The following is a 22,039-nucleotide window of genomic DNA, read 5'->3' as shown; positions in this document are numbered from 1 at the left end:
CTTGACCCGGGTCGCGTTGCGCCTCACGATCGCGGCCATGAGTGTTCGGGTCACGCTCCTCGCCGCGGCGCGCGGCTCCGCCCTGCTCGGCGAGCGCTTCGATGACGACCGGCCGCTCGACGAGGCCGGCTGGTACGCGGTGCAGTTCGCCGCCCCGGCCCTGGCGCCCCTGGGCTCCGCCGAGCTGCGCTACTGCTCGCCGACCCCGCGCAGCCGCGCGACCGGCGAGGCGCTGGGCTTCCGCCCGCTGGTGCAACCGGCCCTGCGCGACTGCGACATGGGGCGCTGGCGGGGCCGTACGCTCGCCGAGGTCACCACCCTCGAACCGGCGGCCGTGGACGCCTGGCTGGCGGACCCGCGCTCCGCGCCGCACGGTGGGGAACCGCTGCTGGCGTTCATCTCGCGGATAGGCGGCTGGCTGGACACCCGCCCCGCCTGCGACGGCGCGATCGTCGCCGTCGCCGAACCGGCCGTGGTCCGGGCCGCCCTCGTCTACGCGCTGAAGGCCCCGCCGGCCACGTACTGGAACGTCGACGTCGGCCCGCTCTCCACCGTCACCCTCACCGGCCGCTCCCGCCGCTGGTGCCTGCGCCTGGAGTAGCGGCGGCGGCCCCGCCCTCCGTGTCGATGTGCGGCAGCACCCGGTCCAGCCATCTCGGCGACCACCACGCCGCGCGGCCCAGCAGCGTCATCACGGCCGGGACGAGCAGCAGCCGTACGACCGTGGCGTCGATCAGCACGCTGACCGCGAGGCCCAGGCCGAGCATCTTGACCACGATGTCGTCGCTGAGGATGAACGCCGCGAAGACGCTCACCATGATCAGTGCCGCGCAGGTGATCACCCGGGCCGTGATCTCCAGGCCGTGCGCCACCGCGTCCCGGCTGTCCCGGGTGCGCAGCCACGCCTCGTGCACCCGGGAGATCAGGAACACCTCGTAGTCCATGCTCAGCCCGAAGACGATGGCGAACATCATCATCGGCACATAGCTCTCGATCGGCACCGTCCCGGACACGCCCAGCGACGGGCCGCCCCAGCCCCACTGGAAGACGGCCACCACCACTCCGTACGAGGCGGCGATCGAAAGGAGGTTGAGGACGGCGGCCTTCACCGCGACCAGCACACCCCGGAACACGATCAGGATGATGAGGAAGGCGAGGCCCACCACCACGGCGATGATCCCCGGCAGCCGGGCCGCGATGATCGCGAGGAAATCCTCCTGGGCGGCGGTCGTCCCGGTCACGTAGCCCGAGGCGGCCGTCCCCGACACCCCCTCCGGCAGCACGTCGTCCTTGAGGCGCTCGAACAGCTCCGTCGTCCCCGCGTCCTGCGGGGCGTCCTTCGACACCGCGGTCCCGACGAGCAGCGCGTCGTCGCTCGTCGGCCGGAGCGCGCTGATGCTCGCCGCGCCCGGCACGTCCGTGAGCGCCTTCTTCAGGTCCGACGCGAGCGCCGAACGGTCCGCGTCCGGCACCGGGCGCTGGTCGACCACCAGGGTCAGCGGCCCGTTGGCACCGGGCCCGAACGCGGTGGAGATCAGGTCGAACGCGCGCCGGTCCGTGAAGCTCGTGGGATCGGCCCCGTCGTCGATGTGCCCGAGCCGGATCGAGAACAGCGGGACGGCCAGGACGCCCACCACGACCGCGCCGGCGACCAGGAACCACCACGGCCGCCGCTCGACCCGGCGCGCGTAGCGGTGCCAGCCGCCCTGCTGCGCGACGCCCGCCCCGGCCCCGCCCTCGGCGACCGGCGGCCGGACCCGGAAGCGGTCGATCCGCCGGCCCACGAGCCCCAGCAGTGCGGGAACCAGGGTGAGCGCGCCCAGGACCGCGGTGACGACGGTGACCGCGGCGGCGGCCCCGAGCTTGCCGATGAACGTCACGCGCGAGACGTACAGCCCGGCGAGCGCGACGACGACCGTGCAGCCGGAGACCAGGACGGCGCGCCCGCTGGTGGCCACCGCCCGCCCGGCGGCGCGCACGGGGTCGTCGCCGTCCATGACGAGCTGGCGGTGGCGGGTGATCAGGAAGAGCGCGTAGTCGATGCCGACGCCGAGCCCGATCATGGTGGCCAGCGTGGGCGAGACACTGGCGAAGGCGGTGAGCGCGGCCAGCAGTCCGAGGCAGCTCACCCCGACGACCACCGCGATCAGCGCGGTGACCAGCGGCATGCCCGCGGCGAGGACACTGCCGAAGCCGATGAGCAGGACGACCACAGCGACCACGAAGCCGATGGCCTCACTGGTGAAGTCCTTGGTCTCGGGCCGGGCCAGCTCACCGAGCGGACCGCCGTACTCCACCTGCACCCCGGCGCTCCGCAGCGGCTTCACCGCCGTGTCGACCCGGTCGAGGTAGGAGTCGTCCAGCGAGGTCGGGTTCACGTCGAAACGGACGGTGATGTACGCGGTCTTCCCGTCCTTCGACAGCGCGGTGGAGGTGTCCGAGGGCGACGAGGGCAGCGGGTTCTGGGCGGACAGCACGTGCGGCAGCTTCGCCAGGTTGTCCACCGCCTGGCCGACCTGACCGCTCACGTCCGTCAGAGGTTTCTGCGCGTCGTGCAGGACCACCTGCGCCCCGGTGCCGCCCGCCGCCGGGTCGTGCGCCCGCAGCAGGCCGGCCCCGGTGCTGGACTGCGTACCGGACAGATCGAAGTCGTCGGAGTACGTGCCTCCGAAGGCGCTCTGCAGGACGTGCAGCCCGCCGAGGGCCAGCAGCCACAGCACCAGGACCACGACGCAATGGCGGGCGCACCACTCACCGAGCCGGAGGAGCCGCCCGCGCCGCCCCGCTCCTGCCTCGTACGTACTCACCCGGAGAACGTAGAGGCCGCGCGCGGGGCGGCCGGTGCGACACGTTCAGCCGCCGGCGCGGTTCCACCGCACGGAGGTCAGCCCTCCTGGCCGGGCGTCTGCTTGCCGGCCGTGAGGACGGCCAGCGCCTCGGCGATGGCCCGCTCGGCGGCCGCCTTGTCGATGCCGAGGCCGCTGAGCACGCCGGAGCCGTCCTCGTGCTCCAGCAGGGCGAGCAGGATGTGCTCGGTGCCGATGTAGTTGTGTCCCATCCGCAGGGCCTCGCGGAAGGTGAGCTCCAGCGCCTTGCGCGCGTCACCGTCGTACGGGATCAGCTCGGGGATCTCGCCCTCGGTGGCCGGGGGCAGCGCCTCGGTGGCCGCCTGCCGGACGGCGTCCAGGGCCACGCCCTGCGCCTTGATGAACGCCGCCGCGAGTCCTTCGGGCTCGCTGAGCAGGCCCAGAACGAGGTGTGCGGTGCCGATCTCGGGGTTGCCGGCGGCCCGGGCCTCGTTCTGGGCGGCCATCACCACGTTCTTGGCGCGCGCGGTGAAGCGGCCGAAGCCCTGGCTCGGGTCGAGGGCGGTGCCCTCGCCGGGGTCCTTGGCGACGAAGCGCTTCTGGGCGGCCTGGCGGGTCACGCCCATGCTCCTGCCGATGTCGGTCCAGGAGGCGCCGGAGCGGCGGGCCTGGTCCACGAAGTGGCCGATCAGGTGGTCGGCGACGTCGCCGAGGTGGTCGGCGGCGATGACGGCGTCCTGGAGCTGTTCGAGGGCGTCGGAGTGGACCTTCTTGATGGCGTCGATCAGGTCGTCGAGACGGACGGGCTGCGAAGGGACTACGGGATTCGTCATGTGTCAACCGTAAGTTGACAGTCGTGGGGTGTCAACTATCGGTTGACAGTGCACGTGTCCCCGCACGCAGAAACGCGCCGCCCGACGGGAAACGTCGGACGGCGCGTTCGGTGTGCCGGGGATCCGGGATCAGAGGATGCCGGAGTCCGCGATGGTGATCTTCGCCTGGGTGCGGCCGCTCTGCGAGCCGAGGCCCTCGATGCGCTTGACGAGGATCATGCTGTCCTCGTCGGCGACCTCACCGAAGACGACGTGCTTGCCGTCCAGCCAGGACGTCACGATCGTGGTGATGAAGAACTGCGACCCGTTCGAGTTCGGGCCGGCGTTGGCCATCGAGAGCAGCCCCGGCTTGGTGTGCGCCAGCTCGAAGTTCTCGTCGGGGAACTTGTTGCCGTAGATGCTCTTGCCGCCGGTGCCGTCGCCGCGCGTGAAGTCGCCGCCCTGGAGCATGAACTGCGGGATGACACGGTGGAAGGAGGAGCCCTTGTAACCGAAGCCGTTCTGGCCGGTCGCCAGCTGGCGGAAGTTCTCGGCGGTCTTGGGAACGATCTCGTCGAACAGATTGAAGACGATCCGCCCGGCGGGCTCGTCGTTGATGGTGATGTCGAAGTAAACCTGGCTCGTCATACGACCATCCTGACATCCGCCCGGATGATCCCGACGCCCGGGCCGTCAGACACCGGTGCTCCCGTCGATCCGCTCGCGGAGCAGATCGGCGTGACCGCTGTGGCGGGCGTACTCGCCGATCATGTGGTGGAAGATCCAGCGGAGCCTCACCTCGCCGCCCATGAAGGGCGCCGAGTCCTCCAGCGAGCGCCCGGCGCAGACCGTGCGGGACACGGCGATCTCCTCCTGCCAGGCCGCGAGGGCCTGGGCGAGGGTGGTGTCCCCGGCGAGGCCGAACCCTCCGCTGTGGACCCCCGGACCGGCCGGCGGGCCGTGCAGCGGCGGCACGTCCTCACCGTTCAGAATCCGCCGGAACCAGTTCCGCTCGACCTCCGCGAGGTGCTGGACGAGTCCCATCGGCGTCAGCGACGACGGCGGTACGGAGGCGCTGCGCGCCTGCTCGTCGGTGAGGTCCTCGCACTTCTGTGCCACGGTGGCCCGGTAGAAGTCGAGCCAGCTCTCCAGGCCGGTGCGCTCGTCGGCGTCGAGGGGCGGCATCGGGCGTTCGGTGTGCGTCATGCTCCCCGATGCTGCCAGGCGGGTCCGACAACGGGGCGGTCACGGCCTCCGGCGGGGCTTGCCGCGCTTGGCGGCGGCGCCGCGAGCGCCCTTGGCGGTCCTGGAGCCGCCGGAGCCCCCCGCCCCGCCCCGGGTGCCCTTCCCCGCCCCCGTACCGGAAGCGCGCTTCGGCTTGGCCTTGTCCTTCGACTGGGCGGCCGGCGCCGCACCCGCGCGGCCGCGCGAGCTGTTCACCGTACGGCCGCGGACGATGCCGATGAAGTCCTCCACCTGGTCGGTGGTCTGCTCCTGCGGCCAGGACAGCGCGACGCGCGACTCCGGCGCGTCCGTCAGCGTCCGGTACGTCAGGTCCTTGCGGTGGTGCAGCCGGGCCAGCGACTGGGGGACCACGAGGACCCCGATGCCCGCCGCGACCAGCTCGACGGCGTCCGCCGTGCTCGCCGGCCGCTCCAGCGCCGGGCGGCCGGGCAACTGCTCCCAGGGCAGGGCGTCGTCCATCGGGTGGAGCACGATCTCGTCGGCCAGCTCCGCGACCGAGAGTTCGTCCACGGCCGCGATGAGGTGGTCCTTCGGGACCACGACGACCGTGGTCTCCGTGTACAGCGGGATCGCGCTGAGATCAGTGCCCTCCACCGGCAGCCGGAGGAACGCCGCGTCGGCGCCATGGGCGCGCAGCAGCTCCTGGGCACCGTGGGCGGGGACCTGGACGAGTTCCAGCGGGATGTCCGGCAGGCGCTCGTTCCAGATCCGCACCCACTTGGCGGGGGTCACTCCGGGGACGTACGCCAGCCGGAACGAGGGGGTTGCTCCGGGGCCTGTCACCCCGCCAGGTTACCGGCCGTGGTCGAGGACGCCGCACGCGCTGGATACCCTTGACCTCATGAAGTCCCACCAGACCGCCCAGACGATGAAGCCCGCGACCGCGGCGAAGAAGCTGGGTGTGTACCTCGACGCCACCCCCGCCGAATTCCAGGAGGGTGTCGTCTCGCGCGCCGAGCTGGCGGCCCTCCAGGCCGATCCGCCCCAGTGGCTGCGCGACCTGCGGAACAACGGCCCGCACCCCCGCCCCGTCGTCGCGTCCAAGCTGGGCGTCTCCATCTCGGGCCTGGCCCGCGGCGGAGTCACCGAGGCGCTGACCACCGAGCAGATCGAGGCCCTGAAGCAGGACGACCCCGAGTGGCTGCGGAAGGAGCGCGCCACCCAGGCGGACGTCCGCAAGGAGAACATCCGCATCAAGGAGCGGAACGCCGAGCGCGAGGCGAAGGGGCGCGACGAGCGCGCCTAACACCCGCAGCACGTACGGGGGCCCCTTCCGCAACGGCGGAAGGGGCCCCTCGTACGTGTTCAGCTACTGACGCCGGGCCCGTTGTCACCGGCCAGGTTCAGGCCGAACCGGGACTTCTTCGCCAGGAGCCCCAGGTCGACCGGGTTGAACGCGACGGCGCCGGTCGTCGTCGGCCCCGCCGAGGTGCCGCGCAGCGACCACACCGCACCGCCGTCCGCGATCGCCTCCAGGTCCTCACCGGGGGCGCCGACCGTCAGATCCGCCTTGCCGTCCTTGTTCACGTCCAGCAGCCGCACCGAACCGCCGAAGTGGTCGCCCGTCTCCGCCACCCCGGGCATGCCCGCCGTGTCCTGGTGGAACGACTTGGCTCCGGTGCCGCTCAGCCCGCCGGGCCCGCCCTTGAGCAGGATCACCGCGCCCGCGCCCGCCCTGGACTCCAGGGCCTCGAACGGAACGCCCACCGCCAGGTCGTCGTAGCCGTCGCCGTTGACGTCGCCCGCGTTCATCCGGGCGCCGAACTGGTCGCCCTTCTCGCTGACCCCGGGGACGCCCGCCGTGTCCTGCGTGATGATCCGGGACCGGGTGGCGCCCGGAACGGTCGCGGAGCCGTAGAGGATCCGGATGGTGCCCGGGTCCGTGGGGTAGTCCTCCTCGTTGGCGTTCGGGACCAGCCGGAGGGCCAGGTCGTCCTTGCCGTCGTTGTCGAAGTCGCCGACGGCCGGGACCCGGCCGCTGTCCAGCCGGCTGTAGGTCGTGGACAGGCCCTGCGGGGTGCCGAGCCACAGCCGGGTGCCCTCGACGTTCCCCTCCCACCCGTAGAAGGTGATCAGGTCGTCGATGCCGTCACCGTTGAAGTCGCCCTTGGCGGGGGTGCTCATGCGGCTGTCCGACGTGAACATGGGCACGAACTGTTCGCGCGCGGGCTCCCCGGACCGGTTGAACGGCCCGTAGAGCACGCTCCGCTGGTCGAAGTACTCGTCCTGCGAGCCGTGCGCCATCATCAGGTCCGCGTCGCCGTCGCCGTTGAAGTCGCCGGCGATCAGGTTGTTCCCCATGTCGCCGCTCTCGGGGCCGGGAACGCGCACCGAGCCCTCACCCGTCATGCCGCCGGTGCGGCCCCACAGGATGATCACGGAGCCGTAGTTGTCCAGCTCCGGCAGCCATTCGTTGGAGTACAGCGCGAGGTCCGTAAGACCGTCGTGGTCCAGATCGGCCGGGTACATCTGGACGCCGAGGCTGTGGCCCTCCCCGGCTTCGCCCGGCACGCCCGGCGTGTTCTGGTTGATGGTCGTCGTGCGGGCGGGGCCGATGCCCTGGGCGGAGCCGTAGGCGATGGTGAGGTAGCCGGCGGAGAGCTGCCCGTCCACCGTCGCGTTGGGAGACCCGACGACGACGTCCTGGTATCCGTCGCCGTCGAAGTCCTCGCGGATCGTGGTGCTTGCCGTTCCCCCGGCCGTGCCCGCGTGCGCGCCCCCCGGCGCCGCGACGGCGACGCCGCCGGTCAGCGCCGTGGCGGCACACACGGCCACGGTCAGCATGGTGCGAATGCCCACAAAATTCTCCTTGGTCGCGTACGGGGAGCCAATGGCGTACGAGGTGTGAGGGCTCGCATAGGAGACACGCACGACGCGGAGAAGGTTGCACGGCGAACGGAAGGTGAACTCGGCCCGGGGGCACGGCAGTCGGGGGCGGCAGGTGACCGCCCCCGGGTCCGTTCCTAGCGGCCGGCCAGCAGGGTGAGCGTGTCGATCACCCGGTTGGAGAAGCCCCACTCGTTGTCGTACCAGGCGGACACCTTGATGTGGCGTCCGTCGACCCGGGTGAGCTCCGAGTCGAAGATGGAGGACGCCGGGTTGCCGGTGATGTCGGCCGACACGAGCGGGTCCTCGGAGTATTCGAGTACGCCCGCGAGCGGGCCCTCGGCCGCCTTCCGGTAGGCGTCGAGCACCTGGTCCCGCGTCACGTCGCGGGCCACGGTGGTGTTCAGCTCCACGATCGACCCGACCGGGACCGGCACCCGGATGGAGTCGCCCGACAGCTTGCCGTCGAGCCGGGGCAGCACCAGTCCGATGGCCTTCGCGGCGCCGGTCGTGGTCGGCACGATGTTCACACCGGCGGCGCGGGCGCGGCGGGCGTCGCGGTGCGGGCCGTCCTGGAGGTTCTGCTCCTGGGTGTAGGCGTGCACGGTCGTCATGAAGCCGTGCTCGATGCCGGCGAGGTCGTCCAGGACCTTGGCCAGCGGGGCGAGCGCGTTGGTGGTGCAGGAGGCGTTCGACACGATCGTGTGCAGTTCGGGGTCGTACGCGTCGCTGTTGACGCCGTAAGCGAGCGTCACGTCCGCCCCGTCCGACGGCGCGGCGACCAGCACCCGCTGCGCTCCGGCGTCGAGGTGGGCGCGGGCGGCCTTCGCCGAGGTGAAGCGGCCGGTGGCCTCCACGGCGATGTCGACGCCCAGCTCGGCCCAGGGCAGCCGCGCGGGCTCCCGCTCGGCGAGCACCTTGATGCGGCGGCCGTCCACGACGAGGGTGTCCCCGTCCACGGTGACCGGGCGGCCGAGGCGGCCCGCGGTGGTGTCGAACGCCAGCAGCCGGGCGAGGGTGGCGGGCTCCGAGAGGTCGTTGACGGCGACCAGGTCGAGGTCGCTGTCGCGTTCGAGCAGCGCGCGCAGCACGTTGCGTCCGATGCGGCCGAATCCGTTGATGGCGATGCGAGTCACGTGAGATGTCCCTTCTCTCTTCGCCCTCCACGATCGCGCTCGCCGCACGCCCCGGACAGCGGCGTGATCGCCACGGTCCGCAAGGATCCCGCCAGTGGGGCGTGGCGGCGGTCCACCTCCCCTTCGCCCCTATTCGCCCCGGGTGAAGGTGCGCCGGTACTCGCTCGGGGTGGTGCCCAGGATGCGCTGGAAGTGCAGCCGCAGGTTCGCGCCGGTCCCGAGCCCCACATCGGCGGCGATCTGCTCGACGGCCCGCTCCGAGCGTTCGAGGAGTTCGCGGGCCATGTCGATACGGGCCCGCATCACCCACTGCATCGGGGTGTACCCGGTGTCCTCCGCGAACCGCCGCGAGAACGTGCGCGGCGAGACCGCCGCGTGCCGGGCCAGCGCGTCGAGCGTGAGGGGTTCACCGAGCCGGTGCAGGGCCCATTCCCGGGTGGCCGCGAACCGCTCGCCGAGCGGCTCGGGCACGCTGCGCGGCACGTACTGCGCCTGCCCGCCGCTGCGGTACGGGGCGGCGACGAGCCGCCGGGCCGCGTGGTTGGAGGCGGCGATCCCCAGGTCGCCGCGCAGGACGTGCAGGCAGAGGTCGATCCCGGACGCGGCCCCGGCCGAGGTGAGGACGCTGCCCTCGTCCACGAACAGCACGTTCTCGTCCACCCGGATCAGCGGGTACTTCGCGGCGAGCGCGCGCGTGTAGTGCCAGTGCGTGGTGGCCCGGCGGCCGTCGAGCAGACCGGTCGCGGCGAGCGCGAACGCCCCGGTCGAGATGGCGGCGAGCCGCGCCCCGCGCCCGTGCGCGGCCACGAGGGCCTCGATTACGGCCCGCGGCGGATCCTCCCGGTCCGGCTGCCGGTACCCGGGCACGAAGACGATGTCCGCCCAGGCCAGCGCGGCGAGCCCGTGCGTGACGTGGTACGCGAGACCGTCGCCCCCGGTCACCAGCCCGGGGGCCGCCCCGCACACCCGTACCTCGTACGGCATGCTCGCCCGGGTCGTGAACACCTGGGCCGGGATGCCCACGTCGAGCGGCTTCGCCCCGTCGAGGACGAGGACGGCGACGCGGTGCAGACGGGGTGCGGGGGAGGGCATGGGCGCGAGCGTACGTGCCGCGCCGCCGCGATCAGTCGAGGCAGAACTCGTTGCCCTCGACGTCCTGCATGTTGAGGCAGGACTCGTTCTCCTCGTCGGCCAGCAGCAGCTTCCCGCGCACCGCGCCGAGCGGGAGGAGCCGCGCGCACTCGGCCTCCAGCACGGCAAGCCGCTCCTCGCCCCTGAGCCCGGTACCCACCCGGACGTCGAGGTGCAGCCGGTTCTTGGCGACCTTGCCCTCGGGAACCTTCTGGAAGTACATGCGCGGACCGGCCCCGGTGGGATCGGAGGCCGCGAACCAGGTGTTCCGCTCCTGCGCCGGCAGCGAGGCGTTGTACGCGTCCCAGGAGTCGAACCCCTCCGGCGGCTCCGGCGCCACGTATCCCAGCACCGCGCACCAGAAACGCCCCACGCGCTCGGGGTCCGCGCAGTCGAAGGTCACCTGGAACTTCTTGATCGTTGACATGGGAGTCACCCTAGACGCGGCCCCGCACGGCGATTCAAGCGGATTCTTTGCATAAAAGTGCATCACTGCGTATAGTCATGCCATCGATGAGGAGGCTTTTCATGGCGGTACGCGCAGCAGTGGCAGGAGCGAGCGGTTACGCGGGCGGGGAACTGCTCCGTCTGCTGCTCGCCCACCCCGAGGTGGAGATCGGCGCACTCACCGCCAACTCCAACGCGGGCCAGCCCCTCGGCGCCCTCCAACCGCACCTGCGCCCCCTGGCGGACCGCGTCCTCCAGCCGACCACCGCCGACGTGCTCGCCGGGCACGACGTCGTCTTCCTGGCCCTGCCGCACGGCCAGTCCGCCGCCGTGGCCGAACAGCTCGGCGACGAGGTCCTGGTGGTGGACATGGGCGCCGACTTCCGGCTCCGGGACGCCGGCGACTGGGAGAAATTCTACGGATCGCCGCACGCCGGCACCTGGCCCTACGGCCTGCCCGAACTCCCCGGTGGCCGCTCCGCCCTCGCGGGCAGCATGCGGATCGCGGTGCCGGGGTGCTACCCGACCGCCGTGTCGCTCGCGCTGTACCCGGCGTACGCGGCCCAGCTCGCCGAGCCCGAGGCCGTGATCGTCGCCGCGTCCGGGACCTCCGGCGCCGGCAAGGCGGCCAAACCGCACCTGCTCGGCTCCGAGGTGATGGGCAGCATGTCGCCGTACGGGGTCGGCGGCGTCCACCGCCACACGCCCGAGATGGTCCAGAACCTCAGTGCCGCCGCCGGCGAGCCGGTCACCGTCTCGTTCACGCCGACCCTCGCGCCCATGCCGCGCGGCATCCTCGCCACGTGCAGCGCGAAGGCGAAGCCCGGGACGAGTGCCGAGAGCGTACGCGCCGCCTACGAGAAGGCGTACGCGGACGAGCCGTTCGTGGACCTGCTGCCCGAGGGGCAGTGGCCCGCCACCGCCGCCGTGTACGGCTCCAACGCGGTGCAGGTCCAGGTCGCGTACGACGAGGCGGCCGGGCGGATCATCGTGATCAGCGCCATCGACAACCTCGCCAAGGGCACCGCGGGCGGGGCCCTGCAGTCCATGAACATCGCCCTCGGACTGCCCGAGGACACAGGTCTTTCCACGATCGGAGTCGCACCGTGAGCGTCACGGCAGCACAGGGATTCTCGGCGGCGGGCATCGCCGCCGGAATCAAGGAGAACGGCAACCCGGACCTGGCCCTCGTGGTCAACGACGGTCCGCGCCGCGCCGCCGCGGGCGTCTTCACCTCCAACCGCGTCAAGGCCGCGCCGGTCCTCTGGTCCGAGCAGGTCCTCAAGGGCGGCGAGGTCTCCGCCGTCGTCCTCAACTCCGGCGGCGCCAACGCCTGCACGGGCCCGCAGGGCTTCCAGGACACCCACGCCACCGCCGAGAAGGCCGCCGAGGTGCTGCAGGGCCACAGCGCGGGCGAGATCGCCGTCGCGTCGACCGGGCTCATCGGCATCCTGCTCCCCATGGACAAGCTGCTCCCGGGCATCGAGAAGGCCGCGGCGGCGCTCAGCCAGCACGGCGGCGAGAAGGCCGCCATCGCCATCAAGACCACCGACACCGTGCACAAGACCGCCGTCGCCGGCGGCGAGGGCTGGACCGTCGGCGGCATGGCCAAGGGCGCCGGCATGCTCGCCCCGGGCCTGGCCACCATGCTCGTCGTGCTCACCACCGACGCCGACGTGGACGCCGCCGGTCTCGACGCCGCCCTGCGCGACGCGACCCGCACCACCTTCGACCGGGTCGACTCGGACGGCTGCATGTCCACCAACGACACCGTGCTGCTCCTGGCCTCCGGCGCCAGCGGGATCGCCCCGGAGCAGAAGGAGTTCGCCGAGGCCGTCCGGACCGTCTGCGACGACCTGGCCCGGCAGCTCATCGGGGACGCCGAGGGCGCCTCCAAGGACATCCGCATCGAGGTCGTCAACGCCGCGACCGAGGACGACGCCGTCGAGGTGGGCCGCTCCATCGCCCGCAACAACCTCCTCAAGTGCGCCATCCACGGCGAGGACCCCAACTGGGGCCGGGTGCTCTCCGCCATCGGCACCACCAAGGCAGCCTTCGAGCCGGACGCGCTCAACGTCGCGATCAACGACGTGTGGGTCTGCCGCAAGGGCTCGGTCGGCGAGGACCGCGACCTGGTCGACATGCGCTTCCGGGAGGTCCGGATCACCGCCGACCTCGCCGCGGGCACCGAGTCCGCCGTCATCTGGGCCAATGACCTCACGGCGGACTACGTCCACGAGAACAGCGCGTACAGCTCATGACGACGGCGCGGAAGCACACCGCACTCCCGAAGGCGCAGATCCTCATCGAGGCCCTGCCCTGGCTGACCCGGCACAACGGCAAGACCGTCGTCATCAAGTTCGGCGGCAACGCCATGATCGACGAGGAGCTGAAGGCGGCCTTCGCCCAGGACGTCGTCTTCCTGCGCCACGCGGGCCTCAAGCCCGTCGTCGTGCACGGCGGCGGCCCCCAGATCAGCGCCCAGCTCGACAAGCAGGGCCTGGTCAGCGAGTTCAAGGCCGGCCTGCGCGTCACCACGCCCGAAGCGATGGACGTCGTCCGCATGGTGCTCGCCGGTCAGGTCCAGCGCGAGCTCGTCGGCCTGCTCAACCAGCACGGGCCGCTCGCCGTCGGCATGACCGGCGAGGACGCCCACACCATCACCGCCATACAGCACCGGCCCACCATCGACGGCGAGCTCGTCGACATCGGCCGGGTCGGCGAGATCACCGCCATCGACACCGGCGCCATCCAGGCCCTGCTGGACGACGGCCGCATCCCGGTCATCTCCTCCATCGCCCGGTCCGCCGAGGACAACCACGTCTACAACGTCAATGCCGACACCGCGGCCGCCGCACTCGCCGCCGCGCTGAACGCCGAGACGCTGATGGTCCTCACCGACGTCGAGGGCCTGTACGAGGACTGGCCGAACAGCGACGACGTGATCAGCCGGCTCACCGCCACCGAGCTGGAGAAGCTGCTGCCCGAGCTGTCCAGCGGCATGGTGCCCAAGATGCAGGGCTGCCTGCACGCCGTACGCAACGGAGTGGAGACCGCCCGCGTCATCGACGGCCGGGTCCAGCACTCGATCCTGCTGGAGATCTTCACCGACGAGGGAATCGGCACGATGGTCGTGCCCGACGCACAGGGGGAGTCATGAGCAACGCCGAGCTTTCGCAGCGGTGGCAGCACGCACTGATGGACAACTACGGCACCCCGAAGCTGTCCCTCGTGCGCGGCGAGGGGGCCCGCGTGTGGGACGCGGACGGCACCGAGTACCTCGACTTCGTCGGCGGCATCGCGGTCAACGCCCTGGGCCACGCCCACCCGGCCGTGGTGGAGGCGGTCACCGCCCAGATCTCCACCCTCGGGCACGTCTCCAACCTGTACATCGCCGAGCCCCCCGTCGCGCTCGCCGAACGGCTCCTCTCGCTCTTCGGCCGCACCGGCAGGGTCTACTTCTGCAACTCGGGTGCCGAGGCCAACGAGGCCGCCTTCAAGATCGGCCGGCTGACCGGGCGCACCCACATGGTCGCCACCGACGGCGGCTTCCACGGCCGGACCATGGGCGCCCTCGCGCTCACCGGCCAGCCCAAGAAGCGCGAGGCGTTCACCCCGCTCCCCGGCGACGTCACCCATGTGCCGTACGGGGACGTGGAGGCGCTGCGGTCCGCCGTCACCACCGAGACCGCGCTCGTGATCATCGAGCCGGTCCAGGGCGAGAACGGCGTCGTGGTCCCGCCCAAGGGCTATCTGGAGGCCGCCCGGGAGATCACCCGGGCCACCGGCACCCTGCTCGTCCTGGACGAGGTCCAGACCGGCATCGGCAGGTGCGGCACGTGGTTCGAGCACCAGGCCCACCAGGGCGTCGAGCCCGACGTCGTCACCCTCGCCAAGGGGCTCGGCGGCGGACTCCCGATCGGCGCCGCGGTCGCCTTCGGCGCGGCGGCCGACCTCCTCGCACCCGGCCAGCACGGCACGACGTTCGGCGGCAACCCGGTCGCCTGCGCCGCCGGCCTCGCGGTCCTGGACACGCTGGCCGCCGACGGCGCCCTCGATCAGGTGAAGCGGCTCGGCGAGCGCATCCGGGAGGGCGTGGAGGCGCTGAACCACCCGCTGGTCTCCCACGTCCGGGGCTCCGGGCTGCTGCTGGGTATCGTGCTCACCGAGCCCCTCGCGCCCCAGGCGCAACAGGCGGCTCAGGGGGCCGGTCTCCTGGTCAACGCGCCCGCGCCCGATGTGCTGCGGCTGATGCCGCCGCTGACCATCGGGGACGCGGAGGTGGACGCGTTCCTCCGGGCGCTGCCGGGTGCCCTCGACGCGGCATACGGGGACGGACGATCCGGAGAGAAGTACTCCGGAGAATGAGGCGACGACGATGACCGAGGCGCAGGAATCCGAGTTCGGCGGGCCGTCGGTGCCGCAGACCCGCACGGCGCGCCACCGCCGGATCGTGGACATCCTCAACCGGCAGCCGGTGCGCTCGCAGAGCCAGCTGGCCAAGCTCCTCAGCGACGACGGGCTGAGCGTCACCCAGGCGACGCTCTCCCGTGACCTGGACGAGCTGGGCGCGGTGAAGATCCGCAACACCGGCGGCGAGCTGATCTACGCGGTGCCGAGCGAGGGCGGTTTCCGCACCCCGCAGGCCCCGCTGGGCGGCTCGGCCAAGGAGGAGCGGATGCGCAGGCTCTCCGCCGAGCTGCTGATCTCGGCGGAGGCCTCGGCCAACCTGGTGGTGCTGCGTACGCCCCCGGGCGCCGCGCAGTTCCTCGCCTCGGCCATCGACCAGGCCGAACTGCACGACATCCTCGGCACCATCGCGGGCGACGACACGCTCATGCTGATCAGCCGCGATCCGGCCGGCGGGCAGGCGCTCGCCGACCATCTGCTGCGGCTTGCGCAGAACGAGCGCTAGTAGTTGGTGATCGCGGTCGCGCCGGCGACGGTGCCGATCGCGATGTGCGGGCTGCGGGCCGGGTCGGCCCAGGCCAGGATGCGGTCCATCGCGTCCGCCGGTACGGAGACGCAACCGGCGGTCGCGCCGGACCCGTTGACGTGCAGGAAGATCCCGGCGCCCCGGCCGCGTACCGGCTTGTCGTAGTTGAAGCCGATCACGAGCGCGCGGGCGTACTGCGTGGGGTACGCGGTGATCTGCTCGGACTCCGACGCCCGGCAGTCCGAGGGCAGCGGCTCGACCCAGCGGTTGTAGGCGGCGGCCTCGTTGTCCTCGCACCACCAGGACTTGGTGGTGGCCTGCCGGTACGAGTAGCGCGTGCCGGCGGGTGCGGCCTTGACCCCGAAGGCGTACGGCAGGTCGTAGAGGCCGGTCGGCGTCGTGTACGTGCTCTGCCGCCGGGTGCTGCCCTCGGTGAGCCCCTTCGAGCCGAACCGGGCGGCGGCGGTCCCGGCGGCGACCCACTTCCCGTCGCGCAGGTCCCACCAGGTGAGGGTGCCGGCGGTGGACGAGGTGGAGTCCGCCATGGCGGTGATCAGTTGGGTGCCGCCGCCCGTGTCGGTGAGCCGATTCGGCAGCGGGGCGGTGGCCAGCGGGGGCCGGCCGGCCCCGACGACGGTGCCGAGGGCCAGCAGAACGGCGGCGGTGGTCATAAGTCTTCGCATGCCACGGACTTTAGGCCGCTCACCGTCCGGCCGCCCCCGAAATGTCTCGTCAGCCGGCGTAGGGCCGGCCGGCCGCCCGCAGCAGCCGCTGCGCCCCCACCCGCACCGCCCGCCGCGACTCCGGGCTGTCGCGCTCGCGCAGCCACTCCACCGGGAACTCGGCCGCGTGGGGGAGCAGGGCCCGGGTCGCCGCCCGGACGACGGCGGATGACGGGTCGTCCAGCAACGGCATCAGCCCCTCCCTCCCCACCACGTCCAGCGCCCGCAGCCCGGTCACCGCCTGGGCGCGCACGGCCGGGTCCGGGTGGCGGACCAGCGCCCACAGCGTGTCCGCGTCCGCCTTCCGGTCCCCGCACTCGCCGAGCCCGGCCGCGGCCCCCGGCGCGACGGCCTCGCGGGTGCACAGCTCCCGGTACAGCGGCAGCGGATCGGTCCCGCCCTGGCGCACCACGTACCGGGCGCAGGCCCGCACCACGCCCGAACGGTCCGTCAGGTGGGCCCGCGCCTCCTCGTACCGTCCGGCGCGCCGCAGCGCGGTGACTCCGGCGGCCCGGACGCGGCCCGAGCGGCCCGTCAGCAGGATGTCGAGTACGCCGTCGTCGCGGCCCGTCCCGCGCACCGCGGCGACGGCCGCCTCGGCGCACAGGTCCTGGAGGACGGCATCCCCCGAGCGCGCGGCGATGCGGGCCAGCCGGACCGCCGGCAGCAGTCCGCGCTCGACGGCGACGCGGTGGGCGAACCGGAGCGTCGCCCGGTCGGCGCTTCCCAGGAGCGGGTGCAGGTGCTCGGCGGGGCCCTCGCGCAGCGCCCGGTCCAGCAGCTCCACGGCGAACCCGCCCCGCTCGCGCCGGCCCAGGAGCAGGATCAGCTCCGCCCGCGCGACGAGCCCGGCGGCGGGCGCCTCGGCGAGCAGGGCCCGGGCCCGCTGACGTACCGGAGCCGCCCAGTCCGTGCACCGCACCACGAGCAGGGGCAGCAGATCCGGGTAGCGGGCCACCCGGTCGAGCGCGGCCTCCCGGATCCGGCCGCTGGGGTGGCACAGGGCGAGGGCGGTCCCGGGTTCGGCCGGTGCGGCGTCCCGGGCCGACGCATCCCACCCGTCCGGGGCGTACCAGGGCGGATACCGCACCGCCAGGTCGAGTGCCACCCAGTCCTCAGCGGAGTCCCGACCGCAGAGCGCTTCGCGCAGGGGCCGGCCCTCGGCGAGGCGCCGCACCGCTGTCCATGCGTGGTCCATGATCCCCCCAGGTGGTCCGGCAACCGACCGTACCCGCGGCCGGGCACGCCCGGCATCCGCTTTGACAAAGCATGCAGAGCTCTGCATAGTTATGCCTATCAACGATCGTGGCACTTCCGAGGAGCACGTAGTGAGCAACGGCAACGGCAACGGCGACGTACGTCTCTGGGGCGCCCGCTTCGCCGACGGACCGGCCGAGGCGCTGGCCCGGCTGTCCGCGTCCGTCCACTTCGACTGGCGCCTCGCGCCGTACGACATCGCCGGCTCCCGTGCCCACGCCCGCGTCCTCAACAAGGCCGGTCTGCTCACCGAGGACGAGCTGAACCGGATGACCGCCGGGCTCGACCAGCTCGAAGCGGACGTGGCCGACGGCTCCTTCACCGGCACCATCGCCGACGAGGACGTCCACACCGCCCTGGAGCGCGGCCTGCTGGAGCGGCTGGGCCCCGACCTCGGCGGCAAGCTCCGGGCCGGGCGGTCCCGGAACGACCAGATCGCCACGCTCTTCCGGATGTACCTGCGCGACCACGCCCGCATCATCGGCTCCCTGATCGCCGGCCTCCAGGACGCCCTGGTCGGCCTCGCCGAGGCGCACCCGGACGTCGCCATGCCCGGCCGCACGCACCTCCAGCACGCCCAGCCGGTGCTCTTCGCCCACCACGTCCTGGCCCACGTCCAGGCCCTGTCCCGGGACGCGGAGCGGCTGCGGCAGTGGGACGAGCGGACCGCCGTCTCGCCGTACGGCTCCGGCGCGCTGGCCGGGTCCTCGCTCGGTCTCGACCCGGAGGCGGTCGCCGCCGACCTCGGCTTCGAGCGGGGCTCGGTGGGCAACTCGATCGACGGCACGGCGTCCCGGGACTTCGTCGCCGAGTTCGCGTTCGTCACCGCGATGATCGGCGTCAACCTCTCCCGGATCGCCGAGGAGATCATCATCTGGAACACGAAGGAGTTCTCCTTCGTCACGCTGCACGACGCCTTCTCGACCGGCTCCTCGATCATGCCGCAGAAGAAGAACCCGGACATCGCCGAGCTCGCCCGGGGCAAGTCGGGCCGGCTCATCGGCAACCTCACGGGCCTGCTGGCCACGCTCAAGGCCCTCCCGCTCGCGTACAACCGCGACCTCCAGGAGGACAAGGAGCCGGTCTTCGACTCCTGTGACCAGCTGGAGGTCCTGCTCCCCGCCTTCACCGGCATGATGGCGACGCTCACCGTCAACCGGGAGCGCATGGAGGAGCTGGCTCCGGCCGGCTTCTCGCTCGCCACCGACATCGCGGAGTGGCTGGTCAAGAAGGGTGTGCCGTTCCGCGTCGCCCACGAGGTGGCCGGTGAGTGCGTCAAGGAGTGCGAGCACCACGGCATCGAGCTGGACGAGCTGACGGACGAGCAGTTCGCGAAGATCTCCGAGCACCTGACCCCGGAGGTCCGTACCGTCCTCAACGTGGCCGGCGCCCTCGCCTCCCGCAGCGGTCGCGGCGGCACCGCCCCCTCCGCCGTCGCCGCCCAGCTGGCCGAGGTCAAGGCCGACCTCGCCGTGCAGCACGCCTGGGCGGACGCGCGTAAGTAGCCGGAAAGGCATCGCGGGCTACGTTGAAGGGTAGGCGCGTCCTGCCCGACGACGAGGAGCCCGCGATGCCGTTCGCCCGACTGTCCGAAGCGACCACCCCCACCGCCCACATCGGGCTCGGCCTGGCCGCCGTCGGCCGGCCCGGCTACATCAACCTCCACCGCGACCGCGATCTGCCCCAGGACCGCTCGCCCGACGCCCTGCGGGACCGTACGCACGAACTCCTCGACGCCGCCTACGCGCAGGGCGTCCGCTACTTCGATGCCGCCCGCTCCTACGGGCGCGCCGAGGAGTTCCTGGCCGGCTGGCTGGCCGCGCACCCCGAGGCGGACGACGTCGTCGTCGGCAGCAAATGGGGCTACACCTACACCGCCGACTGGGGCCTCGACGCGCAGACGCACGAGGTCAAGGACCACAGCCTCGCCGCGTTCGAACGCCAGCGCGCCGAGACCGCCGCCCTGCTCGGCGACCGGCTGGACCTCTACCAGATCCACTCGGTCACCCCGGACAGCCCGGCGCTCGCCGACAAGGAGCTGCACGCCCGCCTCGCCGAACTGGCCGCACAGGGCGTCAGCGTCGGCATCTCCACCAGCGGCCCCGCCCAGGCCGAGGCGATCCTCGCCGCCCTCGCCGTCACGGTCGACGGCGCCCCCCTCTTCCGTACGGTCCAGGCCACCTACAACGCGCTGGAGACCTCGGCGGGCCCCGCGCTCGCCGAGGCGCACGCCGCCGGGCTGACGGTCATCGTCAAGGAGGGCATGGCCAACGGCAGGCTCGCCGGTGACCAGGTGCCCGCCGTCGTCCGGGAGATCGCGGACGAGGAAGGGCTCGGGGCCGACGCGGTCGCCCTCGCCCTGGTGCTCCACCAGCCGTGGGCCGGCGTCGTGCTCTCCGGCGCGGCCACCGTCGCCCAGCTCTCCGGGAACCTCCACGCGACCGTCCCCGTCCTCGACGAGGAGCGCCGGGCCAGGCTGGAGGCCCTGGTGGAGGAGCCGGAAGCGTACTGGCGGCACCGGGCCTCGCTGCCCTGGAGCTGACACCGCCGGCACGACACTCGCCCGAATGAGACATTGGCGTCTCATTCGGGTTAGTCTCGTCTCATGACTCTTGATCGTGAGCAGGTGCTGCGCAGTGCCGCCGCCCTGCTGACCCGCAAATCCACCGCCACCATGGACGAGGTCGCCAAGGCGGCCGGCATCGGGCGTGCCACCCTGCACCGGCACTTCGCCGGGCGGAACGCCCTGGTCAGGGCGCTGGAGGAGCTGGGCATCCAGGAGTTCGAGGCGGCGCTCGACGCCGCCGCGATGGACGAGGGCACGAGCGAGGAGGCGCTGCGCCGGTTCGTCGTCGCCGTCGAGCCGAGCGCCGGACTGCTCTCCTTCCTCGTGACGGAGAACCAGCTCTGGGAGGACGGCGACCAGAACGCCGGCTGGGACCGGCTGGACGCCCGTGTCGCCGCCTTCTTCCGGCGCGGCCAGGAGCGCGGCGAATTCCGCATCGACCTGACTCCGGCCTGGCTGACCGAGGCGCTGTACGGGCTCATCGGCAGCGGGGCGTGGGCCGTTCAGGCGGGCCGGGTGGCCGCACGGGACTTTCCGTACATGATCGCCGAGTTGCTGCTCGGCGGCGCACGCCGGAGCGTGGAGCAATGAGCAGCGTCGAAGAGCACCCGGAGCCCCCCGTCGATCCGTACCGCCCCGGGCGGTGGATCGCGCTGGCCGTCCTCGTCCTCGCCGTACTGCTGGTGGCCGTCGACGCGACCGTGCTCGGCCTGGCGACCCCCTTCCTCAGCGAGGACCTGGAGCCGACCGGCACCCAGCTGCTCTGGATCGGTGACGTCTACTCCTTCGTCATCGCCGGGCTCCTGGTCTCCATGGGCAGCCTCGGCGACCGCATCGGCCGCAAGAAGCTGCTGCTCTGCGGCGCCACCGCCTTCGGCGCGGTCTCGGTGCTCAACGCCTACGCGCACACGCCCGAGATGATGATCGTGGCGCGCGCTCTGCTCGGCGTCGCGGGGGCCACCCTGATGCCGTCCACCCTGGCCCTGATCCGCAACCTCTTCCACGACCCCCGCGAGCGCAGCCTCGCCATCGGCATCTGGGGTGCGATGGCTTCGGCCGGCGCCGCAGTCGGGCCCGTCGTCGGCGGATTCCTCCTCGAACACTTCTGGTGGGGCTCGGTCTTCCTGATCAACCTGCCCGTCATGGCGGTGCTCGTGGCGGTCGGCATCAAGATGATCCCCGAGTCGAAGAACCCGGCGCCCGGACCGTGGGACCTGCCGAGCGTGGGCCTCTCGCTGGTCGGGATGATCGGGGTCGTCTACGCCATCAAGGAGATGGCCGCGCACGGCACGAGCTGGACCTCCGCCCTGGTGGGCGTCGTCGGCCTGCTGGCACTGATCTGGTTCGTACGCCGTCAGTTCCGGCTCCCCGCCCCGCTGCTGGACATGCGGCTCTTCCACCACCGGGGCTTCTCCGGCGCGGTCCTCGCCGACCTGCTGACCATCCTCGGCCTGTCCGGGATCGTCTTCTTCCTCTCCCAGTTCCTCCAGCTCGTCCAGGGCCGCGGCCCCCTGGAGGCCGGGCTCGCCGAACTCCCCGCCGCCGTGGGGGCCGTCACCGCGGGCCTGCTGGCCGGTACGGTCGCCCGGAGGTTCACCGTGCGGACCGTGGTGTCGGGCGGGCTCGGCGCGATCGGCCTGGCGCTCGCCGCGGTCGCCGCCGTCCACCGGGACACGGCCTACCCGCTGATCGGCGCGCTGCTCCTGATCGTCGGCGTGGGCGCGGGCTTCGCGTTCACCGTGACGTCCGACGTCATCCTCTCCAGCGTCCCCAAGGAGCACGCGGGCGCCGCATCCGCGGTCTCCGAGACGGCGTACGAACTGGGCGCGGCGCTCGGCATCGCACTGCTCGGCTCCATCGTGACCGGGGCCTACAAGAGCTTCCAGGCCCCGCCCGGCACCCCGCCCGCCGTCTCGGACGCCGCGCACGAATCACTCGGCGGCGCCGTGGAGTCCTCGCACCTGCTGCCGCCGCACGAGGCCCACGCGCTGGTCTCCTCGGCCCAGGACGCGTTCGTGGACGGGCTGCACCTCGCCTCGGTCGTCGGCGCCGTCGTCCTCGTGGCGACGGCGGCCGCCGCCTGGTTCCTGCTGCGCGGGCAGGAGCTGGAGGAGGGCATCGTGCACGAGTAGGACCGGGCCCGCCTGCGCGAGA

Annotated in this window: 22 protein-coding genes; 11 read left to right on the top strand and 11 right to left on the bottom strand. The window is 72.4% G+C overall.

Features of this window, described 5'->3' with window-relative positions; translation table 11 throughout:
- The first annotated feature begins 37 nt into the window (after nucleotides 1-37).
- Nucleotides 38-601 (top strand): histidine phosphatase family protein, encoded by a 564-nt coding sequence (locus tag ACFZAT_RS13665; protein WP_391263890.1) that lies wholly within the window; start codon nucleotides 38-40, stop codon nucleotides 599-601.
- On the opposite strand, the gene ACFZAT_RS13660 is transcribed toward ACFZAT_RS13665, so the two are convergent.
- From ACFZAT_RS13660 to ACFZAT_RS13640, 5 genes are all read right to left on the bottom strand, one after another.
- Nucleotides 561-2,807, bottom strand: a complete 2,247-nt coding sequence (locus ACFZAT_RS13660; RefSeq protein ID WP_391263888.1) for an MMPL family transporter — start codon at nucleotides 2,805-2,807, stop codon at nucleotides 561-563. The two genes, ACFZAT_RS13665 and ACFZAT_RS13660, sit on opposite strands and share 41 nt — an antisense overlap.
- Before the next feature lie 77 nt (nucleotides 2,808-2,884).
- Entirely contained in the window at nucleotides 2,885-3,640 is a 756-nt protein-coding gene (locus ACFZAT_RS13655; protein ID WP_391263886.1) for a Clp protease N-terminal domain-containing protein, read from the bottom strand.
- 129 nt (nucleotides 3,641-3,769) lie between these two features.
- Complete coding sequence (locus ACFZAT_RS13650; protein ID WP_391263884.1) at nucleotides 3,770-4,267, bottom strand: peptidylprolyl isomerase; 498 nt, start codon at nucleotides 4,265-4,267, stop codon at nucleotides 3,770-3,772.
- A gap of 45 nt (nucleotides 4,268-4,312) precedes the next feature.
- On the bottom strand, nucleotides 4,313-4,825 hold the full coding sequence (locus tag ACFZAT_RS13645) for a DUF664 domain-containing protein (protein ID WP_391263882.1): 513 nt from the start codon (nucleotides 4,823-4,825) through the stop codon (nucleotides 4,313-4,315).
- Between the two features lie 39 nt (nucleotides 4,826-4,864).
- Complete coding sequence (locus ACFZAT_RS13640) at nucleotides 4,865-5,647, bottom strand: LysR substrate-binding domain-containing protein (RefSeq protein ID WP_391263881.1); 783 nt, start codon at nucleotides 5,645-5,647, stop codon at nucleotides 4,865-4,867.
- 58 nt (nucleotides 5,648-5,705) lie between these two features.
- Between ACFZAT_RS13640 and ACFZAT_RS13635 the strand changes: the two genes are divergently transcribed.
- Nucleotides 5,706-6,110 (top strand): DUF5997 family protein, encoded by a 405-nt coding sequence (locus tag ACFZAT_RS13635; protein WP_391263879.1) that lies wholly within the window; start codon nucleotides 5,706-5,708, stop codon nucleotides 6,108-6,110.
- A 59-nt stretch (nucleotides 6,111-6,169) separates the two neighbouring features.
- Here the strand turns inward: ACFZAT_RS13635 and ACFZAT_RS13630 are convergent, their stop codons facing one another.
- The 4 genes from ACFZAT_RS13630 to ACFZAT_RS13615 all read right to left on the bottom strand — a co-directional run bounded on the left by ACFZAT_RS13630 (nucleotide 6,170) and on the right by ACFZAT_RS13615 (nucleotide 10,384).
- A complete protein-coding gene (locus ACFZAT_RS13630; RefSeq protein ID WP_391263877.1) occupies nucleotides 6,170-7,663 on the bottom strand; it encodes an FG-GAP-like repeat-containing protein in 1,494 nt (497 codons plus the stop codon).
- Nucleotides 7,664-7,827: 164 nt separating this feature from the next.
- Nucleotides 7,828-8,826: a type I glyceraldehyde-3-phosphate dehydrogenase gene (gene gap, locus ACFZAT_RS13625; protein ID WP_391263875.1), complete on the bottom strand. Its 999-nt coding sequence runs from the start codon at nucleotides 8,824-8,826 to the stop codon at nucleotides 7,828-7,830.
- 129 nt (nucleotides 8,827-8,955) lie between these two features.
- A complete protein-coding gene (locus ACFZAT_RS13620; RefSeq protein WP_391263873.1) occupies nucleotides 8,956-9,918 on the bottom strand; it encodes a helix-turn-helix domain-containing protein in 963 nt (320 codons plus the stop codon).
- Nucleotides 9,919-9,949: 31 nt separating this feature from the next.
- Nucleotides 9,950-10,384 carry a VOC family protein gene (locus tag ACFZAT_RS13615; protein ID WP_391263871.1) on the bottom strand — a complete coding sequence of 145 codons (435 nt, stop codon included), beginning with the start codon at nucleotides 10,382-10,384 and terminating at the stop codon, nucleotides 9,950-9,952.
- 101 nt (nucleotides 10,385-10,485) lie between these two features.
- Here ACFZAT_RS13615 and argC point away from each other — a divergent pair, with 101 nt between their 5' ends.
- From argC to ACFZAT_RS13590, 5 genes are read left to right on the top strand one after another with little or no spacing between them, the layout of a single operon-like run.
- Nucleotides 10,486-11,514 carry an N-acetyl-gamma-glutamyl-phosphate reductase gene (gene argC / locus ACFZAT_RS13610; protein ID WP_391263870.1) on the top strand — a complete coding sequence of 343 codons (1,029 nt, stop codon included), beginning with the start codon at nucleotides 10,486-10,488 and terminating at the stop codon, nucleotides 11,512-11,514.
- On the top strand, nucleotides 11,511-12,665 hold the full coding sequence (argJ, locus tag ACFZAT_RS13605) for a bifunctional glutamate N-acetyltransferase/amino-acid acetyltransferase ArgJ (RefSeq protein ID WP_391263868.1): 1,155 nt from the start codon (nucleotides 11,511-11,513) through the stop codon (nucleotides 12,663-12,665). The genes argC and argJ overlap by 4 nt, the downstream gene beginning before the upstream one ends.
- Nucleotides 12,662-13,564, top strand: coding sequence for an acetylglutamate kinase (argB, locus tag ACFZAT_RS13600; protein WP_391263866.1), 903 nt, complete (start codon nucleotides 12,662-12,664; stop codon nucleotides 13,562-13,564). The genes argJ and argB overlap by 4 nt, the downstream gene beginning before the upstream one ends.
- Complete coding sequence (locus ACFZAT_RS13595) at nucleotides 13,561-14,772, top strand: acetylornithine transaminase (RefSeq protein ID WP_391263864.1); 1,212 nt, start codon at nucleotides 13,561-13,563, stop codon at nucleotides 14,770-14,772. The genes argB and ACFZAT_RS13595 overlap by 4 nt, the downstream gene beginning before the upstream one ends.
- Nucleotides 14,773-14,782: 10 nt before the next feature.
- The gene (locus ACFZAT_RS13590) at nucleotides 14,783-15,319 is read left to right on the top strand and encodes an arginine repressor (RefSeq protein WP_018103822.1); all 537 of its coding nucleotides are present in this window, start codon (nucleotides 14,783-14,785) and stop codon (nucleotides 15,317-15,319) included.
- On the opposite strand, the gene ACFZAT_RS13585 is transcribed toward ACFZAT_RS13590, so the two are convergent.
- Nucleotides 15,316-16,023: a L,D-transpeptidase family protein gene (locus ACFZAT_RS13585; RefSeq protein ID WP_391263862.1), complete on the bottom strand. Its 708-nt coding sequence runs from the start codon at nucleotides 16,021-16,023 to the stop codon at nucleotides 15,316-15,318. The two genes, ACFZAT_RS13590 and ACFZAT_RS13585, sit on opposite strands and share 4 nt — an antisense overlap.
- Before the next feature lie 49 nt (nucleotides 16,024-16,072).
- Nucleotides 16,073-17,260, bottom strand: coding sequence for a HEAT repeat domain-containing protein (locus ACFZAT_RS13580; protein WP_391263860.1), 1,188 nt, complete (start codon nucleotides 17,258-17,260; stop codon nucleotides 16,073-16,075).
- A gap of 130 nt (nucleotides 17,261-17,390) precedes the next feature.
- Here ACFZAT_RS13580 and argH point away from each other — a divergent pair, with 130 nt between their 5' ends.
- From argH to ACFZAT_RS13560, 4 genes are all read left to right on the top strand, one after another.
- The gene (argH, locus tag ACFZAT_RS13575; RefSeq protein WP_391263858.1) at nucleotides 17,391-18,824 is read left to right on the top strand and encodes an argininosuccinate lyase; all 1,434 of its coding nucleotides are present in this window, start codon (nucleotides 17,391-17,393) and stop codon (nucleotides 18,822-18,824) included.
- A gap of 65 nt (nucleotides 18,825-18,889) precedes the next feature.
- Nucleotides 18,890-19,861, top strand: coding sequence for an aldo/keto reductase (locus ACFZAT_RS13570; RefSeq protein WP_391263856.1), 972 nt, complete (start codon nucleotides 18,890-18,892; stop codon nucleotides 19,859-19,861).
- 63 nt (nucleotides 19,862-19,924) lie between these two features.
- Nucleotides 19,925-20,476 carry a TetR family transcriptional regulator gene (locus ACFZAT_RS13565; protein WP_391263854.1) on the top strand — a complete coding sequence of 184 codons (552 nt, stop codon included), beginning with the start codon at nucleotides 19,925-19,927 and terminating at the stop codon, nucleotides 20,474-20,476.
- On the top strand, nucleotides 20,473-22,017 hold the full coding sequence (locus ACFZAT_RS13560; RefSeq protein WP_391263852.1) for an MFS transporter: 1,545 nt from the start codon (nucleotides 20,473-20,475) through the stop codon (nucleotides 22,015-22,017). The genes ACFZAT_RS13565 and ACFZAT_RS13560 overlap by 4 nt, the downstream gene beginning before the upstream one ends.
- Nucleotides 22,018-22,039: the final 22 nt, after the last annotated feature.

The sequence above is a fragment of the Streptomyces sp. NPDC008163 genome (assembly GCF_042956885.1).
GTDB classification, from domain to species: Bacteria; Actinomycetota; Actinomycetes; order Streptomycetales; family Streptomycetaceae; genus Streptomyces; species Streptomyces drozdowiczii_A.
The sequence above is the reverse complement of the archived record's forward strand: the minus strand, read 5'-3'. Positions and strand labels throughout refer to the sequence as shown.

Excerpts from the sequence above, each read along its gene's own strand:
- ACFZAT_RS13620 (WP_391263873.1), bottom strand. The coding sequence starts at position 9,918 with ATGCCCTCCCCCGCACCCCGTCTGCACCGCGTCGCCGTCCTCGTCCTC.
- ACFZAT_RS13585 (WP_391263862.1), bottom strand. The coding sequence starts at position 16,023 with ATGCGAAGACTTATGACCACCGCCGCCGTTCTGCTGGCCCTCGGCACC.
- ACFZAT_RS13650 (WP_391263884.1), bottom strand. The coding sequence starts at position 4,267 with ATGACGAGCCAGGTTTACTTCGACATCACCATCAACGACGAGCCCGCC.
- ACFZAT_RS13560 (WP_391263852.1), top strand. The coding sequence starts at position 20,473 with ATGAGCAGCGTCGAAGAGCACCCGGAGCCCCCCGTCGATCCGTACCGC.
- ACFZAT_RS13590 (WP_018103822.1), top strand. The coding sequence starts at position 14,783 with ATGACCGAGGCGCAGGAATCCGAGTTCGGCGGGCCGTCGGTGCCGCAG.
- ACFZAT_RS13655 (WP_391263886.1), bottom strand. The coding sequence starts at position 3,640 with ATGACGAATCCCGTAGTCCCTTCGCAGCCCGTCCGTCTCGACGACCTG.
- ACFZAT_RS13595 (WP_391263864.1), top strand. The coding sequence starts at position 13,561 with ATGAGCAACGCCGAGCTTTCGCAGCGGTGGCAGCACGCACTGATGGAC.
- ACFZAT_RS13615 (WP_391263871.1), bottom strand. The coding sequence starts at position 10,384 with ATGTCAACGATCAAGAAGTTCCAGGTGACCTTCGACTGCGCGGACCCC.
- argB (WP_391263866.1), top strand. The coding sequence starts at position 12,662 with ATGACGACGGCGCGGAAGCACACCGCACTCCCGAAGGCGCAGATCCTC.
- ACFZAT_RS13570 (WP_391263856.1), top strand. The coding sequence starts at position 18,890 with ATGCCGTTCGCCCGACTGTCCGAAGCGACCACCCCCACCGCCCACATC.
- ACFZAT_RS13635 (WP_391263879.1), top strand. The coding sequence starts at position 5,706 with ATGAAGTCCCACCAGACCGCCCAGACGATGAAGCCCGCGACCGCGGCG.
- ACFZAT_RS13565 (WP_391263854.1), top strand. The coding sequence starts at position 19,925 with ATGACTCTTGATCGTGAGCAGGTGCTGCGCAGTGCCGCCGCCCTGCTG.
- ACFZAT_RS13665 (WP_391263890.1), top strand. The coding sequence starts at position 38 with ATGAGTGTTCGGGTCACGCTCCTCGCCGCGGCGCGCGGCTCCGCCCTG.
- ACFZAT_RS13645 (WP_391263882.1), bottom strand. The coding sequence starts at position 4,825 with ATGACGCACACCGAACGCCCGATGCCGCCCCTCGACGCCGACGAGCGC.
- ACFZAT_RS13580 (WP_391263860.1), bottom strand. The coding sequence starts at position 17,260 with ATGGACCACGCATGGACAGCGGTGCGGCGCCTCGCCGAGGGCCGGCCC.
- argC (WP_391263870.1), top strand. The coding sequence starts at position 10,486 with ATGGCGGTACGCGCAGCAGTGGCAGGAGCGAGCGGTTACGCGGGCGGG.